13 protein-coding genes are annotated in these 16252 nt (G+C 69.7%); 4 read left to right on the top strand and 9 right to left on the bottom strand.

Annotated features, from left to right (window positions below; all coding sequences use genetic code 11):
• Positions 1-8: 8 nt before the first annotated feature.
• Positions 9-878, top strand: a complete 870-nt coding sequence (locus Q0D57_RS03095; protein WP_291037958.1) for an NAD(P)-dependent oxidoreductase — start codon at positions 9-11, stop codon at positions 876-878.
• Positions 879-998: 120 nt separating this feature from the next.
• Here Q0D57_RS03095 and Q0D57_RS03090 read toward each other — a convergent pair whose 3' ends face one another.
• The 7 genes from Q0D57_RS03090 to Q0D57_RS03060 form a co-directional block, all read right to left on the bottom strand.
• Positions 999-2081 (bottom strand): ABC transporter permease, encoded by a 1083-nt coding sequence (locus Q0D57_RS03090; protein ID WP_291037955.1) that lies wholly within the window; start codon positions 2079-2081, stop codon positions 999-1001.
• Positions 2078-3607 (bottom strand): sugar ABC transporter ATP-binding protein, encoded by a 1530-nt coding sequence (locus Q0D57_RS03085; RefSeq protein WP_291037952.1) that lies wholly within the window; start codon positions 3605-3607, stop codon positions 2078-2080. Before Q0D57_RS03085 ends, Q0D57_RS03090 begins: the two co-directional genes overlap by 4 nt.
• Before the next feature lie 4 nt (positions 3608-3611).
• Positions 3612-4814 (bottom strand): substrate-binding domain-containing protein, encoded by a 1203-nt coding sequence (locus tag Q0D57_RS03080; RefSeq protein ID WP_291037947.1) that lies wholly within the window; start codon positions 4812-4814, stop codon positions 3612-3614.
• Positions 4815-4888: 74 nt separating this feature from the next.
• Positions 4889-6073 (bottom strand): substrate-binding domain-containing protein, encoded by a 1185-nt coding sequence (locus Q0D57_RS03075; protein ID WP_291037944.1) that lies wholly within the window; start codon positions 6071-6073, stop codon positions 4889-4891.
• A 128-nt stretch (positions 6074-6201) separates the two neighbouring features.
• On the bottom strand, positions 6202-8154 hold the full coding sequence (locus Q0D57_RS03070; RefSeq protein WP_291037942.1) for a hydantoinase B/oxoprolinase family protein: 1953 nt from the start codon (positions 8152-8154) through the stop codon (positions 6202-6204).
• The gene (locus Q0D57_RS03065) at positions 8151-10187 is read right to left on the bottom strand and encodes a hydantoinase/oxoprolinase family protein (RefSeq protein ID WP_291037939.1); all 2037 of its coding nucleotides are present in this window, start codon (positions 10185-10187) and stop codon (positions 8151-8153) included. Before Q0D57_RS03065 ends, Q0D57_RS03070 begins: the two co-directional genes overlap by 4 nt.
• Positions 10184-10453: a hypothetical protein gene (locus tag Q0D57_RS03060; RefSeq protein ID WP_291037936.1), complete on the bottom strand. Its 270-nt coding sequence runs from the start codon at positions 10451-10453 to the stop codon at positions 10184-10186. Before Q0D57_RS03060 ends, Q0D57_RS03065 begins: the two co-directional genes overlap by 4 nt.
• Before the next feature lie 113 nt (positions 10454-10566).
• Here Q0D57_RS03060 and Q0D57_RS03055 point away from each other — a divergent pair, with 113 nt between their 5' ends.
• The gene (locus tag Q0D57_RS03055; protein WP_291037933.1) at positions 10567-11406 is read left to right on the top strand and encodes an SDR family NAD(P)-dependent oxidoreductase; all 840 of its coding nucleotides are present in this window, start codon (positions 10567-10569) and stop codon (positions 11404-11406) included.
• Positions 11407-11449: 43 nt separating this feature from the next.
• On the opposite strand, the gene Q0D57_RS03050 is transcribed toward Q0D57_RS03055, so the two are convergent.
• Positions 11450-12592, bottom strand: a complete 1143-nt coding sequence (locus Q0D57_RS03050; RefSeq protein ID WP_291037930.1) for a flavin reductase — start codon at positions 12590-12592, stop codon at positions 11450-11452.
• A 136-nt stretch (positions 12593-12728) separates the two neighbouring features.
• Here Q0D57_RS03050 and Q0D57_RS03045 point away from each other — a divergent pair, with 136 nt between their 5' ends.
• Entirely contained in the window at positions 12729-13187 is a 459-nt protein-coding gene (locus tag Q0D57_RS03045) for a cupin domain-containing protein (RefSeq protein ID WP_291037928.1), read from the top strand.
• The gene (locus Q0D57_RS03040; protein ID WP_291037925.1) at positions 13184-14755 is read left to right on the top strand and encodes an FAD-binding oxidoreductase; all 1572 of its coding nucleotides are present in this window, start codon (positions 13184-13186) and stop codon (positions 14753-14755) included. The genes Q0D57_RS03045 and Q0D57_RS03040 overlap by 4 nt, the downstream gene beginning before the upstream one ends.
• An 80-nt stretch (positions 14756-14835) precedes the next feature.
• Here Q0D57_RS03040 and Q0D57_RS03035 read toward each other — a convergent pair whose 3' ends face one another.
• A complete protein-coding gene (locus Q0D57_RS03035) occupies positions 14836-16185 on the bottom strand; it encodes an HNH endonuclease signature motif containing protein (RefSeq protein WP_291037922.1) in 1350 nt (449 codons plus the stop codon).
• Between the last annotated feature and the right edge of the window lie 67 nt (positions 16186-16252).

Here is a 16252-nt window from a genome sequence, read left to right as displayed (position 1 = left end):
GCGACACCGTGACCACGGTCGGATTCCTCGGCCTCGGCTCGATGGGCCAGGGCATGGCGAGGCGCCTTCTCGACGCCGGCCACGACGTCGTCGTCTGGAACCGCTCGCCCGGTGCCGCCGACGAGCTCGTGGCCGCGGGGGCCCGGCGGGCCCAGACGCCCGCCGAGGCCCTCGAGCCCGAGCTGTCGTTCTCGATGCTCGCCAACGACGAGGCCGTGCAGTCGGTGCTCGACGAGGCCGCCATCCGGTCGCTGAAGGGCCGCACGCACGTCGTGATGGCCTCGATCAGCCCGTCGCTGGCGGATCGGCTCGTGGCGGCGTTCGACGCGGAGGGCGCCACCTACGTGGGCGCCCCCGTGCTCGGCCGCCCGCCGGTGGCGGCCGCGGGCCAGCTGAACATTTTGGCGGCGGGCCCGGCCGAGGCGCTCGACGCCCTCGAGCCGTACTTCGCCGAGCTCGGCAAGCGCACCTGGCGGCTCGGCGAGCGGCCCTCGGCCGCCAACGCCGTGAAGGCGGCGGTGAACTACAACATCATCCACGCCATGCAGGCGATCGGCGAGTCGGTCGCGATGACCGAGCGCCAGGGGGTCGATCCCGAGCTCTTCACCGAGCTGCTCTCGTCGACGCTCTTCGGTGGGGTCGTCTACTCCGGCTACGGCGGCATGATCGCGCGCGGCGAGTACACCCCGCCCGGCTTCCACATCGCCCTCGGGCGGAAGGATCTGGGGCTCGCCCAGGAGGTCGCGGAGGCCGGCGGCGTGACCGCGGCGACGCTCCCGGCCCTCATCCAGGTGTTCGACGCGGCCCTCGCTGATCCGGATCTCAAGGACGCCGACTGGAGCGCCATCGCCGAGGTCTCCCGCCGCGACCTGCTCTAGCCCGCACGCCGAGAAGCCCCCTCCACACGACGTGGAGGGGGCTTCTTCCATCCCACGAGTGGTCAGAATCGGTCCCAAGAATTGCTTCTAGGGACCGAAACCGACCACTCGTGGGAGGGGTTACTTGCCGCGGCCGAACTTGGGCGTCGCCCGCTTGATGGCGCTTCCGCGCTTGGCGGTGCGCTCCCAGCGGGAGAGACCGACGGCGGCGAGCAGGGCGACACCGTTGAACAGGTCGCTCACCCAGTTCTGCGCACCGAGCAGCTGCAGGCCCTTGATGCCCACGGCGAGCACGTAGACCGAGATGACGGTGCCCCACACGTTGAACCGGCCGCCCTTGAACTGGGTCGATCCGAGGAACACCGCGGTGAGCGCCGGCAGCAGGAGGCCCGGGCCGACGGTCGGGTCACCGGCGTTGATGCGCGAGGCGAGCAGCACACCCGCGAGGGCGGCGATGATGCCGCCGGCCACGAGCGAGGCGATCTGCAGCCGGCCGACGTTGACACCGGAGAGCCGGGCGCCGTCGGGGTTGTAGCCCGCCGCGTACATGCGGCGGCCGACGGGGGTGCGCTCGAGCAGGTACCAGACGATGAACGCCACGATCAGCATGATGAACACGGGGTTCGTGAGCTTGAAGTTCGGGTTGTCGGGGACGAGCGGCAGACCCCCCGTGGCGAACAGGCGGAAGCCGTCCTGCAGGCCGATGATCTGGCGGTTCTCGGAGAGGAACGCGAGGCCCGCCAGCAGGATCGAGCTCATGCCGAGGGTCGCGATGAACGAGTCGATCTTGCCCTTGGTGATGATGAGGCCCGAGACGAGGCCGATGAAGGCCCCGATCAGGATCGCGACCGCGATGGCGAGGCCCCACGGCATGTTGAGCTTCGTCTGCAGCACGGCCACGAGGATGACGGCGAAGCCGACCTCCGCGCCGATCGCCAGGTTGAACACGCCGTTGACGAGCGGGATGAGCACCGCGATCGCCGCGAGCACCGTGATCGACTGCGCGTCCAGCAGCACGAGCCAGGTGCCCGGGGTGAGGAACGTGCGCGGCGTGATGATCGCGAAGATCGCGAACAGCACGACGAAGATGTAGATCGCGCTGATGTTGCGGAACGACAGCGCCGCCAGCACCCCGTTCTTCTTCGCCGGTCCGCGATCCGCGACCGCCGGATCGACCGTCTGGATGGCTTCGGTCTTCTTCACAGTTCGTCCTCGCTCTTCAATCCATAGCCTTCGATGACGAGCTGCGTCTCCGTCAGCTCGTCGCCCGCCAGTTCGGCGGCGATCCGTCCATCGCGCAGCACCAGCACCCGGTCGCACAGGCGCACGAGCTCCTTCGCCTCCGACGAGCACACGAGCACCGCGGCGCCCGTGGAGGCCGCTCGATCGATGGCGTCGTAGATGGCCTGCTTGGCGCCGATGTCGACGCCCTGTGTCGGCTCCTCCAGGAGCAGCAGCGAGGGCTTGTTGCGCAGCCACTTCGCGAACACGATCTTCTGCTGGTTGCCGCCCGAGAACTGTGCGAACACCTGCTCCGCACGCGGCGGCTTCACGTCGTACTCCTGCATGAGCGTCTGAGCGTGCTCGCGCTCGCGCTTGAGGTTGATGGCGCCTCCGGCACCGGTCATCGACTTCAGCTCCGGCAGCGTCACGTTCTCCCGCGCCGTCATGGGCCTGACCGAGCCGAACTTCGCCCGGTCGCCCGGCACGAACGCGGTGCCTCGGCGGATGCTCTCCCGCGGCGACCGCTTGAGGTAGGGCCTCCCGTCGAGGGTGAACGACTCCACGTCGGCGTCGATCGATCCGTAGATCATGGCGGGCAGCGCCTCGCGGCCCGAGCCCAGCACGCCCGCGACACCGACGACCTCGCCGGAGCGCACCTGCAGGTCGACCCCATCGAGGATCTCGCCCGTGAGGCCCTTGATGTCGAGCACCACCTCCCCCGCGTTCCGCGCGTTCTCGCCGTGCTCGGCCTCGCCCACGGGGATGCCGGTGACGTAGGAGACCAGACGGTCGTGGTCGAGGTCGGATCGGGGCTCGTCGGCCACCTTCCGCCCGTCGCGGAGCACGACGACGCGGTCGGCGAGGTCGAGCACCTCGTCGAGTCGGTGCGAGATGAAGATGACGCCCGCGCCGTCGGCGGCGAGCTTCTTCACGGCGTCGAACAGCACCCGCACCTCGGTGGCGTGCAGCGCCTCCGTGGGCTCATCGAGGATGAGCACGTTGCGGGGGTGCTGCCACCCGTCCAGCGCTCGGGCGATGCCGATGATCGAGCGCTGGGCGGGGGCGAGCTTGGAGATGGGGATGTCGACGTCGAACGGCTCGCCGAAGCGGCCGATGAGCTCGCGCGCCTTGGCCCGCTCCTTCTTGCGGTCGAACGGGGCGAACGACGAGGCGCCGTGGTAGTGCGTGATGCCCAGGTTCTCAATGCCCGTCAGCTCGTTGGCGAGGCCGAGATCCTGATGGATGATGTGCAGCTCGGTGTCGAAGCCGTCCTGGGACGACAGCTCCACCGTGCCCCCGTCGGAGGTGTAGACCCCCGCGAGGATCTTCACCAGGGTCGACTTGCCCGACCCGTTGTGGCCCACCACCGCGACCACCTCACCGCTGGCGACCTCGAGGGAGACGTTGTCGAGGGCCCGGTTGCCCGGGAAGTCCTTGATCATCCCCTCGATGCTCAGCAGCGGTGGGGCGCCCATCGGCGACCCGTTCGTCGACTCGTTCGTCATCGGATCACTTGCCCCAGAGTTCCAGGAACTGGTCCTCGAAGCCCTCGAGGGCCACGTAACCCGCAGGGGTGAGGTACTCGTCGGCGTTCCGGATGGTCACGATGTGCGAGATCGCCTTGGCCGCGGCTTCCCAGTCGCCGTCGAGGTAGGGGACCTCCATGCCTTGCATCGTGCGGAGTCCTTCATCGACCTGCAGCCACATGAACATGTTGAAGTCGACCACGTAGCCCGCCACCTCGGTGCCGTCGGCGATCTGCTGGATGTTCTGCGGCAGCGACGACTGACCCACGCCGTAGGCGTTGGTGAGTCCGGCGAGCTGCGCCTTCTCGGAGAGGCCGATCTGGAACTGGTCGGCGAGCGAGATGAAGAACTCCGTCTGCGGGTTGGCCTGCAGGTCGGAGACGATCTTGTCGGCGGGGCTCGCGTCGGCGATCGAGATGTCGACGATGCGCAGCGTGCACTCGGGGCAGAGCTCGGCGAGCGCGGCCGGCACGGCCTCGTTCTGGATCTCGGAGGCCGGGATCTCGGGGATGGAGTACATCACGAACTCGGTCGCCGTGCCGCACGTGAGCTGGACGGCGGCATTCGCGAGAACATCGCTGTTGACCTCGATGCTGCCGGCGCCGCCGAGCGAGTCGCGCAGGCCGAACTCCTCGGCGTTGAGCTGACCGCCGTAGACGATCGCGGTGCCCTGGTCCTGGAGCTGCGTGAGCTGGTCCTGGAAGAAGCGGGCGTCGACCGACTGGTCGAAGACGATGTCGGGCTTCATCTCGACGACCGAGTTGAGCGCCGAGTTGATGCTCTGCGCGTCGGTGCCGGTGTCGACGTTGACGAACTTGATGCCGGCGGCCTCGGAGGCGGCCTGGAGGCCGGCCTGGAAGAGCCCGGCGACCGGGGTGCCGTTGTTGAGGTAGACCGCGGTGGTGTTCGGATCGACCGGCTCCTTGAGGGGCTCGGTGGCGAGGATGGCTTCGTTCGGCGTCTCGAAGCTCTTCACGACCTCGTCGGCCGCGGCGAAGTCGATGCCCTCGGCGGGGCCCTCGGCGCAGGAGCCGTCCTCGGCCATGTAGGTCAGGGGGACGTCGCCGCCGGCCGCGTCGCCGCCACCGCCGCCGTCGGTTCCTCCGGAGGAACAGCCTGCGGCCAGCAGGGAGACCGCACCCAGAACCGCTGCGGCTCGGAGTGCGTTCGTGATGCGTCGTTGCATGTGATTGCTCGCTTTCTAGTGCGGATGAGGGGTGTGGCCGCCGGCCGGTGCTGGGCCGGCGGCCGCGGGTGCTGCTACTTGCCCCAGAGGGCCTTGAAGTCGTCTTCCATGCCCGGGTAGGCCTCGAAGCCCGCGACGTACTGGCCGGCGTTCTCCGGGGTCAGCACGAGCGAGACCGAGCGGTTGACGGCATCCCAGTCGGTGTAGGGCTCGTAGACGCCCTGCGCCTTGCGGAACGCCTCGTCGAGGAGCAGCCACATGAACATGTTGAGGTCCACGGCGAAGCCGGCGGTCTGCAGGCCGTCGGCGAGCTGCTGCACGTTCGGCGGCAGCGACGACTGGCCGAAGCCGTAGGCGTTGGTGAGGCCGGCGAGCTGCGCCTTGTCGCCGAGACCGATCTGGTACTGGTCGACGGGGGTGATGAAGAAGTCGGTCTCTGGGTTCGACTGCAGGTCGCTCACGATCTTGTCGGCCGGGCTCGGGTCGATGATCGAGATGTCGACCACGCGGAGCGAGCAGTCGGCGCAGAGCTCGGCGAGGTACTCCTGGGCCGCCTCGAGCTGGATGGCCGAGAAGGTGAGCTCGGGCACGTTGTAGAACACGAACTCGTCGCCAGTGCCGCAGGTGAAGGCCACCGCGCCGGCGGCGAGCACCTGGCCGTTGACGAGCGAGGCGTTGAGCCCGCCGAGGGTGTCGTCGAGGCCGAACTCCTCGGCGTTGCCCTGGGAGGCGTAGACGACCGGGATGCCCTTGGCCTCGAGCTGCTCGAGCTGGTCCTGGTAGAAGGTGGCGTCGATGGCGACCGAGATGACGGCGTCGGGCTCGAGCTCGACGACCGAGTTCAGCGCGCTGTTGATGCTCTGGGCGTCGGTGCCCGTGCTCACGTTCACGAGCTCGACCCCGGCTGCGTCGGCGGCGAGCTCCATGCTCGCGTACATGATGCCGGCCACGGCGGTGTCGTTGTTGAGGAAGGCGACCGTGAAGTCGGGCCCGACGGGCGTGGGCAGGGGCTCGGTCTGGATGAGGCCGGTGGAGGGCTCCTGGAACGACTGGATCAGCTCGTTCGCGGTGTCGTAGTCGACGCCCTCGGTGGGGCCGGCTTCGCACTGGCCGTCGGGGGTCTGGTAGGTGAGGGCGACTTCCTCGCCCGATCCTCCTTCACCTGACTCACCGCCGCCGGCGGAACAGCCGGTGGCGACGAGGGCGACGGAGGCGAGAACGGCGGCGGTACGCAGAGCTGCTGTGGTGCGTCTTTGCATGTGATTGCTCGCTTTCTGGGTGACGTCATTGTCATAGTGTCGGACAATAATTGTCGGACAATGGGGTAATCATACACTCGCGGTGCACGATTACCAGAGGGAATTCCACCCCTCTGTGCGCCGGGGCTTTACAAGGCGCGGAGCTGCTGGCGGAGAGCGGTGGTGGCGTCGAGGTCGAGCACGAGCCCCTCGGGATCCTCGTGCGGGTCACCGGACACGACGACGCCGTACAGCCTCGCTGCACCCTCGATCGTGACGTACTCGTCGCGCACATCGACCAGCACGCGCTCCGGCTCCCGGGCGAGCGGATCGCCCCAGCCTCCGGCGCCGTTCGTGATGTAGCGGAGCACCGACTGCTTCGTGCTCGTGTTGGCGTTCGAGAACGGGTACACGTACTCCCCCTCGGCCGACGGGGCGTTCGACTCGGGGTCGATGACGCCCGCCCAGGCGGTTCCGCCGCCGAACGAGTCTCGCCCGGTGCCGGGCACGGCTGCCGCGCCCTCGGCGTCGGGCGGGAAGATCCACACCCCGCCGTTGACGCCGCTGCCGCCGCCGTGCACGCCGAAGCCGGTGACCGACTTGTGCCGGAGCTCGATGATCGAGTGCGCGGCATCCGTGAGCCAGAGGGTGTCGCGGAGCATGGCGTTGCCGCCCCGGTTGACGCCGGGCCCCGCCGTGTCGGCCACGGGCTCGTGCCGGAGCATCACCACGGGGCTCTCCTTCTCGATGGCCTCCACCGACGGGGCGACGCCGTTGGCGAGGTACGACATGCACTGGGTGTCGGCGTCGCCGTGCCGGTTGGCGCCGAAGGGGCCGATCTCGCCGCCGCACTGCATGGCCGAGACCCAGGGCGTGCCATCCGGATGCGCACCGAACGCGGTGTGCAGGTTGGTGCCGGCGCGGTCGCCCGCGATGGCCCGCTCGCCGAGAGCCTTCTCGAGGGCGATGAGCACGGTGGCGAGGATGACCTGGCTCTGCTCGAAGTAGAGGAACACCGCGCCGTCCGGCGGCAGCGCCGAGACGACGCTGCCCTCGGGGATGACGATGTCGATGTTGCGGAAGAGCCCGGAGTTGAAGCGGCCGCGGGGGTCGAAGTTGTACTTCAGGGCCACGCCGATGGCGGTCTTCACCTCCCACGCGGTGGCGTTGATCGAGGTGCGGGCCTGCCGGTGCGTGCCCGAGAAGTCGACCTCGATGCGGTCGCCGCGCTTGCGGATGGCGACGTGCACGGGGTAGCTCTCGCTGTCGTCGATGCCGTCGGCGTCGACGCCGTGCTCGGCCTCCCAGTCTCCGTCGGGCAGCTCGGCCATGCCGAGCGCCATCCGCTCCGCCGCCACGTCGGTGGCGTAGCGCATGGCGCCGTGGAAGGCGCCGAGGCCGTAGCGTTCGATCGACTCGAGCACGAGCCGCTCGCCGAGCTCGAGGCTCGAGCAGACGGTCTTCATGTCGGGGTAGAGCACCTCGGCCATGCGCACGTTGTCGAAGATCACGCTCCAGGTCTCGGGCACGTTGACGCCCTCACGGACGAGCAGGCGCGGCGAGAGCACGAGGCCGTTCTCGAACACGTTCTGCTTGGTGGCGCTGAAGCCGCCGGGCACCGTGCCGCCCATGTCGAGCTGGTGGGCGTTGAGCGTGACGTAGGCCACGATCCGCCCGTCGACGAAGACCGGCCGGGTGAAGACGAGGTCGTTGTTGTGGTTGCCGGTGCGGTACGGGTCGTTGGCGATGAGCACGTCGCCCGGGCGCAGCCGGTCGGCGCCGAACTCGTCGACCATGTTCGGCACGGCGTCGATCGTGGTGCCGGCCATCAGCACGATGCCGTTGCTCGCGGCGGGCACCGGATAGCCGAGCTCGGCGGGGCCCGCGATCGTGCAGGCGAGGTCGTAGAAGTCGCGCAGCACGGGCGAGAAGGCGCCCGTGAGCAGGCGCGCGCTCATGTGCTCGACGAGGTAGTCGAAGCGGTTGCCGAGCACGGTGGCGGTGTAGCGGTCGCAGTCGTAGTGGGCCTGGAAGGCCGCCTCGTCGAGGTCGCGGATCTGCGAGGCCGCCCGCGGAGCCGGGCGGGAGATGGTGTCTGTCATGATGCGCTCCTCGTGGTGATGATGAGCTCGCCGCAGCGGCCCACGACGGCGGACTGCCCGGCGGCGACGAACGTGGTGCTGAGCTCCTCGCGGATGATGGCGGGACCTGTGACGGTCGCGCCGGTCTCGAGGGCGGGCCGCGAGAACCACTCGGCCTCGACCGGCTCGCCGGTCAGATGGCTGAGCGTCGTGGTGCCCTCGGGCACGGCGGGGAACGGATCGCGGGCCTCGGCCGGGGTGTAGTCGACCTTCTCCGAGGGCACCACGAGCTCGACCCGGTAGGTCACGCCCTCCACGGGGAACGCGTCGAAGCGGTTGCCGTTCCGCAGCTCGTAGGTGTCGTGGAATCCGGCGACGGCCCGGCCGATGGTCTCGGCCGTGATGGCGCCCTCCGGGATCTGCACGAACGGCGTCTCCCAGCTCTGCCCCATCAGGCGGCCGTCGAAGCTCCGGCGCACCGGCAGCCCCTCGCCCGCCTCGCCGAGGCGCTCGCGGAGGCGCTCCTCCATGCGCTGGTAGACGGCCTCGATGCCCTCGGCGCTCTCGGGCCCGAACACCACGTAGGCGCTCTCGGCCTCGTAGTAGACCTGGTCGGCCGAGAGCAGACCGATGGCCGAGAAGAGGCCGGGGTGCGGCGGGATCACGACCTCCTTCAGCGGGAGCAGGTCGAGTGCGGCCGGCAGCAGCATGCCGCCCGCCGCCCCGTAGGCCATGAGGCTGAAGTCGCGGATGTCGACACCGTGCCGCACGGCCACGTTGAGGATCTCCTCGGCCATGTGCGCCACCGCGAGCCGGTACGCCGTGCGCACCCGCTCGTCGAAGGGCACCGGGGTGTCGAGCGACTCGAACGCCCGGCGCGCGGCCTCGCGGTCGAGCTCGAACTCGCCGCCGGCGAATCCGGCCGGATCGAGGATGCCGATGAGGAGCGCGGCATCCGTGACCGTCGGCTCGGTGCCGCCGCGGCCGTAGCAGGCGGGGCCGGGCTCGGCGCCCGCGCTGCCGGGGCCCACGAGGATGCCGCCCGAGGAGGAGACGGTGACGAGGCTGCCGCCGCCCGCTCCCACGCTCGACACCTCGGTGGAGAGGGCGTTGATGATGAGGTCGTGCTCGATCTCGAAGGTGTTCTGCACGAACGGCGCACCGCCCACGATGATCGAGACGTCGGTGGAGGTGCCGCCGACGTCGGCGCAGAGGATGTCGGCGCGGCCGATCGCGGCTCCGAGGTGGCCGCTCGAGACGGTGCCCGCGGCGGGGCCGGCGAACAGGATGCGGAAGGGGCGCTCGAGAGCCTCCTGCCAGGGCAGCAGGTTGGCGGCGCAGTCGGCGAAGTTCAGCTGGCCGTCGAAGCCGAGGCCGCCGAGGCCCGCCTGCAGCTGCTCGGAGTAGTCGCTGAAGAGCAGCTTCATGATGACGTCGATCACCGTGGTCGAGGCGCGCTCGTACTCCTTGGCGAGCGGGGAGGTGGCCGACGAGATCGACACCTCCACGTCGCCGCCGAGCACCTCGCGCACGAGTTCGCGGAGGCGCAGCTCGTGGCTGTCGTCGACGTAGGCGTTGAGCAGGCAGATGGCGACGCCGTCGATGTCCATCCGGCTGAGGATCTCGAGCTCGTGCCGGGCCTGCGCCTCGTCGAGCGGGATGAGGGTGCCGCCGTCGGCGGTCTTCCGCTCCACGATGCCGCGGCGGAGGTAGCGCGGCACGAGCGGGCGGGCCGCGTCGCCGAAGGTGCGCCGCCACGACGGGTCGGTCTGCGCCGCGAGCGGCCGGTGCACCGAGCCGCGGTCGAGCACGTCGCGGAAGCCCTCGGTGGTGAGGAAGGCGATCTTCGGCAGCCGGCGCTCGAGCACGGCGTTCAGGCCCATGGTGCTCGCGTGGTTGAACACGGCGCTGCCCTCCACGCCGAGGCGCCGGGCGCCCTCGACCACCGAGCCGGCCGGGTCGGTGCGGCCGGAGGGCACCTTCGTGACGGTGACCTTGCCGTCGCGGATCGCGACGACGTCGGTGAACGTGCCGCCGACATCCACGCCGATCATGCGCGGCCTCCTGCGGTGGCGGTAGGGGTGGTGCTCGGGGTGTTCGCGACGGTCGTGCCGAGCGGCACGAACGACCCGAGCGCCGGCGCGGGGGTCCGCTCGAGCGAGGCGAGGCAGTCCTGGCACTTCACGACCGTCCACCACCCGCCCTCGCTGAGGGCGCGGTAGCTGGCGATGTCGGTGCCGCCGCATTCGGGGCAGGTGGCCTCGACGTGGTCACGCTCGACGGAGAGTCGTTCCGCCCGGGGCCTGGGGAAGGTGTGCACGTTCGATCTCTCCTTTGAAATCTGCGGATGCTGGCGTCGGCGCGGGAGGCGCGTCTACCATCGGCATCATTGTTGTACGACAATCAGACATATTGCAACCCTGGAGGGCGACGATGCCGAACCACGAAGAGACCACCCCCGCGACCACGACCGTCCGAGTCGGGGCGGCGGATGTCGAGACCTGGGGAGCCCGCCGCTTCCCCGGCCGGATCGCCGTCGTCACGGGAGCCGCGTCGGGCATCGGCCGGGCCGTCGTCGAACGCCTCGTCGCCGAAGGCGCCGTCCTCTACGCCCTCGACCTCTCGGCCGACGCGCTCGACGCGGTGTGGGCCGGTGTCGACGAAGTCGTGACGCAGGCGGTCGACGTGGGCGACAGCGCCCAGGTGAACGCGGCGTTCGAACGGGTCGCCGCCGACCACGGCCGGCTCGACGTGCTCGTGACGGCCGCCGGCATCTCGGATGCGCCGTGGCGGCTCTCCGACCGCAACAGCGACCCCGATCCGTCGACCATCGACGACGCCGCGTGGGATCTCGTGATCCGGGTCAACCTCACCGGCACCTTCTACTGCGTGCGCGCCGCGCTGCCGCTGCTGCGGAAGAACGAGGGCCGGGGCGGCGCCGTCGTCACCATCTCGAGCGTCGGCGCGCTCGCGCCGTATCCGCTCGCCGCCGCCTACCCCGCCTCGAAGGCCGGGGTGCTGGGCATGACCCGGGCGATCGCGGCCCTCGTAGGGTCGGAGAACATCCGGATCAATGCTGTGGCCCCGGCCGCCACGAAGACCGCGATGCTGCCCGACGACGAGGAGCTGCTCGCGAGCATGGTCGCGCTGCAGCCGATCGCGCGCGTGGTGCCGGCCTCGGAGATGGCCGCGACCATCGTCTACCTCTGCAGCGACGAGGCGCAGTTCATCACCGGGCAGACCGTCAACTCCAACGGCGGCATGGTGATGTGAGGCAGGATGCAGCCATGGCGCGGCCTGGGGCCGGCGCCGGGACTCAGGCCCCGGCGTCGCCCGCCCGCATCTCCTGCGGGCGGCGGGCGTGGGCCGTGAGGGTGCGCAGCACGAGCTCGACGTCGCCGCTCTCGTAGCCCTCCACGATGGCTCGATGGTCGTCGTGCAGCACGGTCGTGGCCTTCGTCGAGGGCTTGATCGAGCGCTGCTCGAGGGCGGGCAGCTGCAGCCCTTTGTAGGTCTCGGTGAGGATGACACTGCCGGCCAGGCCGACGAGGTACTCGTGGAAGTCCGCGTTCGCGCGGATCCAGCCCTTGGGGTCGCTGAACTGCTCGTCGACGCTGAACCCGAGGGTCTCGTCGAGCAGCCGGCGGAGCTCCGCGAGCTGCTCGGGCTCGACCGATCCGACGGTCTGGGCGGCAGCCCCCACCTCGATCGCGAGCTTGGCGGCGTAGTAGTCGTAGATGACCTCGTCCGGCACCGGCTCGACCTCGAAGGTGCCGCCGGCGCGGCGCACGAGCCCCTCGTTGCAGAGGGCGACGAGCGCCTGGAACGTGCGGCCCACCTCGATCTCGAGCTCGGCCGCGATGCTCTCGGCGTCGAGCGGCACCGTCTCATCCGTCACCGCCGCCACCACGTAGTCGCGCACGGCGTGGAGCGCTGCGGCATCCGGGGCCGTCTCCATGCGGCCGAAGGACCCGCGGAAGTAGGCGAGCGGGTTTCCCGGCTTCGAGGAGACCCTCACCACGCGGGCGAGGAACACGAGGTGGGTGCCGCCGCGCACGGTCTCGTCGACCACGCACTCGAAGTGGGCGATGCTTCCGGCGATGAGCGGGACGTCGGCGTGGCCGCGCTCGAAGGCGATGGAGGCGAACTTGTCGGGCGCCTTGCTCGCGAAGCGCTGCGCGATGGGTGCGGAGTCCTCGGCGAGCACGTTGACGGCGAAGGTGCCGTTCTTCACGATGGCCTGCGCCGTCGTGGAGGTGACGTTGAGGCAGATGAGCAGGCTCGGCGGCTCATCCGAGAGGGACGAGACGGCGCTCGCGGCGGCGCCGAGGTCCTCTCCCTCGAAGTTCGTGGTGATGACGGTCACGCCGCTCGCGAACCGTCCCATGACGTCGCGGAACTCGCCCTTGCTGGGCCCGTCCGTGCTCATCTCTTCCGTGCTGGTCTCGACTGCAGTCATGTCTCGCCCCTTTGCGCTGACTCGGATGCGGGCATGGACCCGCGGTGTCGCCGATGCTAGCATTTAGTTACAACAGCTACAACTAGTTTCAGGCCTCGACTGAGAGCTATAGTACTGTCTGACAATCTGGACGACGATGTTCACGGAAGAGAGCGACATGCGCATCATCTCGGGCCGATCCGGTGCCCCCTCCATCACTGCCAGCGGCACGTTCACGGGGCAGGTGCTCCAGGATCCGGTGATCACGGATCGCGCCGACGTGAAGATCAACACGGTGCTGTTCACCCCGTGCTCGCGCACGTACTGGCACCACCACTCGCACGGGCAGATCCTCCAGGTCTTCCGCGGTCGCGGCTTCGTGGCCGGTGCGGACGGGGTGCCGCAGCTCATCTCGGAGGGCGACACGGTCTGGATCGAGCCCGGAGAGCGGCACTGGCACGGCGGCACCGCCGAGTCGCTGCTCGGGCACACGGCCATCACGCTCGGCGACACGGTGTGGCTCGAGGAGGTCTCCGAGGAGGAGTACGCGGCGGCCGCCGTGACGACGGGGATCGCGGGCGACAGCTCGGCGGCCGGTTCGGCTGCGCGCGCGTGAGCACCCGTCATCCGGCGCCCGCCACGCTGCCGGACGCCGCGCGGGACGAGCTCGTCGCGGTGGTCGGCCGCGAGAACATCCTGCTCACCGAGGAGGAGCGCGACACCTTCCGCGACCCGTACTGGCACCACGACGACCGCACCTACGACTCGTCGGCGGTCGTCTTCCCCACGAGTGTGGAGCAGGTGCAGGAGATCGTGCGGATCGCCGGCCGCTACGAGGTGCCGGTGTGGACCTCGTCGCAGGGCCGCAACAACGGCTACGGCGGGCCGTCGCCGCGGGTGGCCGGTTCGGTGCTGATCAGCCTACGGCAGATGAACCGCATCCTCGAGATCGACACCGAGCTCGCCTACGCGGTGGTGGAGCCCGGGGTGCGCTGGCTCGATCTGCACGCGGCGCTGCACGAGCTGGGTGACGAGCTCATGCTCTCGGTGCCGGACATCGGGTGGGGCTCGATCATCGGCAACTCGCTCGACAACGGCATGACCTACCTGCCGCTCGGTTCGGATTTCCAGGCGCCCACGGGCATGGAGGTCGTGCTCGCCGACGGTTCGCTGCTGCGCACGGGCATGGGGGCGATCCCGGATTCGAAGTCGTGGCACGTCTACAAGCGAGGGCTCGGTCCGACGCTCGATCCGCTCTTCACGCAGTCGAACTACGGCATCGTCACGCGCATGGGTGTGTGGCTCATGCGGCGGCCGCGGGAGTACGCGCCGCTCTACCTCTCGGTGCCGCGTGACCACCAGCTGGCGCAGGCGATCGACATCATCCGGGAGCTCCGGCTCGACGGTGTCATCCGCGGGGTGCCGAATCTGCAGAACCTCATCACGATGGGCACGCAGTTCCCGGAGCACATGGGCATGTTCCCGGGGGCGGATGCGACGTGGTCGGAGGACAGGCTCGATGCGCTGGCGGATGCCACGGGCATCGGTCGCTGGGGTGTGCGCACGGCGCTGTGGGGTGACGGGCCGGTGATCGATCATCATCTCGCGCGGATCCGGGAGGCCTGGTCGGCGATCGAGGGGTCGCGGATCGATGAGCTGGGCCGGTTCGGGGCGTCGAACTGGCATGAGATCTCGACGTTCATGCAGAAGATCTCGGCGGGCATCCCCACCATGGAGATGATGGAGCAGATGCCCGACTGGGTCGGGCACGTGGGCTTCTCGCCGATCGTGCCGCTGAAGGGTGCGGAGGTCGTGGAGGTCGTCGACCGGATCAAGGCACGGGTGATCGAGCGCACGGGCACGAACTTCGTGTGCGCGATCTTCCCGACCAATGATCGGAGTGCGATGATCGTGAGCTCGGTGAGCTTCGATCGCACGAATGCCGAGGATGTGGCGCGCACGTTCGAGACGGTGAAGATCCTGATCGAGGAGGTCGCGGCGCTCGGCTACGGCGAGTACCGCGCGCACCTCGACTTCATGGACCTCGCTTCGGAGCAGTACTCCTTCGGCGACCACGCCTACCGTCGCTTCACCCAGGCGATCAAGGACGCGGTCGACCCCAAGGGCATCCTCTCCCCCGGCCGCCACGGCGTCTGGCCGGCCAAGTACCGCGACGAGGCCTGACCCGCCGGCGATCCCGCCGCGCCTTTGGCGCCCATCGCGCCCGCCATCCTTCGGCACCCGTCGGTGCATCATTCGGCGCATCAGAAGGGTGGCGGGTCGGCGATGTGCCCAGCGGTAAGGGCCGCTCCGGGTGGATTGGTGCGGTAGGTGGCGCCGAGAGGTGATCGCCATTCGAGGGCGCGGGATGCGGGCCCGGTGTCGGGTGGGCGGGTCACCTGCCAGCCACCGTCGTGTTTGAGGTGATGGTGGCTCGTGCAGAGATGGGCGAGGTTCGAGGCGACGCTCCGGCCTCCGTGCGCCCAGTCCACGGTGTGATCGAGTTCGCACCGTGCGGCCCGGCGACCGCAGCCGGGGAACCGGCAGTGCTGGTCTGCCACGACCAGCACCTCACGCAGCGCGGTGGGGATGCGATAGCGTCCGGCGGCCTCGATGACGTCGCCGGTGACCGGGTGGGTGAGCACGCGGAGGAACGTGGGCGCCGACGCGGCGATCCGGCGGGCAGTCGCGGGGTCGATGGGGCCGTACCCGTGCAACTCCGCAGGTGAGTCCGCCGGGGTGCAAGTGGGCGGGGTGGAGATGAACGACGGGCACTTGGGTGGGGTGAACGTGGGCGACGTGGAGGGTGCCGATTCGCACCCGGCCAGCACCAGCGCCGGCACCGTCACGATCACGCTCGGCACGAAGCCAGCCAGGCCATCGGAGCGGCCGAGAATTCGGTCGGCGAGGATGTCCGAGCGCAGCTGCGCCTGCGTGCGCGGCTCAGTGTCACTCCGTGCGGCGCGGGCCGCCTGGTCGATGATGTCGTGGATCGCGAGCGCGTCCACTGCGGGCAGATGGTGATGGAGGGTCGCCATTCCGTCCCGCTCCGCGTCCAACCAGACGGCACGCTCTTCACGGGCGAGCACCGCTCGGCGGGTGATCGACTCGGGATGATGCACCTCACGCAGACGCCGGGCCACGTCGTCGAAGCGGGCCGGGTTCTTCTCCCGCGCCTGCGGCAGGACCGCGTGCTCGAATGCGCCACGCGCCTCGATCGGGAGCGAGCCCGCATGGATCACCACCGAACGGGCGTGGGCGTAGGAGACTTCGCCCGCCTCGAGCGCGGCGAGCGTCGAAGGCAGATCCGCCACCAACGCCTCCGCATCCGCGATCAGACGCGACACCGCACCCTCCGAACGCCGGGTAGCGCACGCCACCTCGGCCCGCAGCGACCGGCGAGCCCACTCGCGCGCCTTCGGCGTCAACCCACCCTGCAGCAACTCCGCCCGAGACTCCGCCAACCCGACCGCCCGCGCCAACCGCCGCGCCTGCCGGGCCTGCAGCCTCGCGATCTTCCGATCATCCCGAGCGAAGCCCGCCACCTCATCCGAGATCGCACGCTCGAGAGCATCCAGGGGTGCCCCGGGAGGTGATCCGAACGTCGTCTTCATGAGCTTTATTCAATCAGTACCCACCGACACCGGCTCCTGAAAACCGAACCACGCCCATCGAAGGCAA

It is taken from the genome of Herbiconiux sp., assembly GCF_023264895.1.
Taxonomy (GTDB): domain Bacteria; phylum Actinomycetota; class Actinomycetes; order Actinomycetales; family Microbacteriaceae; genus Herbiconiux.
The sequence above is the reverse complement of the archived record's forward strand: the minus strand, read 5'-3'. Positions and strand labels throughout refer to the sequence as shown.

Coding starts and splice junctions, on each gene's coding strand:
- Q0D57_RS03050 (WP_291037930.1), bottom strand. CDS start 12,592: ATGACTGCAGTCGAGACCAGCACGGAAGAGATGAGCACGGACGGGCCC.
- Q0D57_RS03075 (WP_291037944.1), bottom strand. CDS start 6,073: ATGCAAAGACGCACCACAGCAGCTCTGCGTACCGCCGCCGTTCTCGCC.
- Q0D57_RS03035 (WP_291037922.1), bottom strand. CDS start 16,185: ATGAAGACGACGTTCGGATCACCTCCCGGGGCACCCCTGGATGCTCTC.
- Q0D57_RS03065 (WP_291037939.1), bottom strand. CDS start 10,187: ATGATCGGCGTGGATGTCGGCGGCACGTTCACCGACGTCGTCGCGATC.
- Q0D57_RS03080 (WP_291037947.1), bottom strand. CDS start 4,814: ATGCAACGACGCATCACGAACGCACTCCGAGCCGCAGCGGTTCTGGGT.
- Q0D57_RS03055 (WP_291037933.1), top strand. CDS start 10,567: ATGCCGAACCACGAAGAGACCACCCCCGCGACCACGACCGTCCGAGTC.
- Q0D57_RS03070 (WP_291037942.1), bottom strand. CDS start 8,154: ATGACAGACACCATCTCCCGCCCGGCTCCGCGGGCGGCCTCGCAGATC.
- Q0D57_RS03045 (WP_291037928.1), top strand. CDS start 12,729: ATGTTCACGGAAGAGAGCGACATGCGCATCATCTCGGGCCGATCCGGT.
- Q0D57_RS03085 (WP_291037952.1), bottom strand. CDS start 3,607: ATGACGAACGAGTCGACGAACGGGTCGCCGATGGGCGCCCCACCGCTG.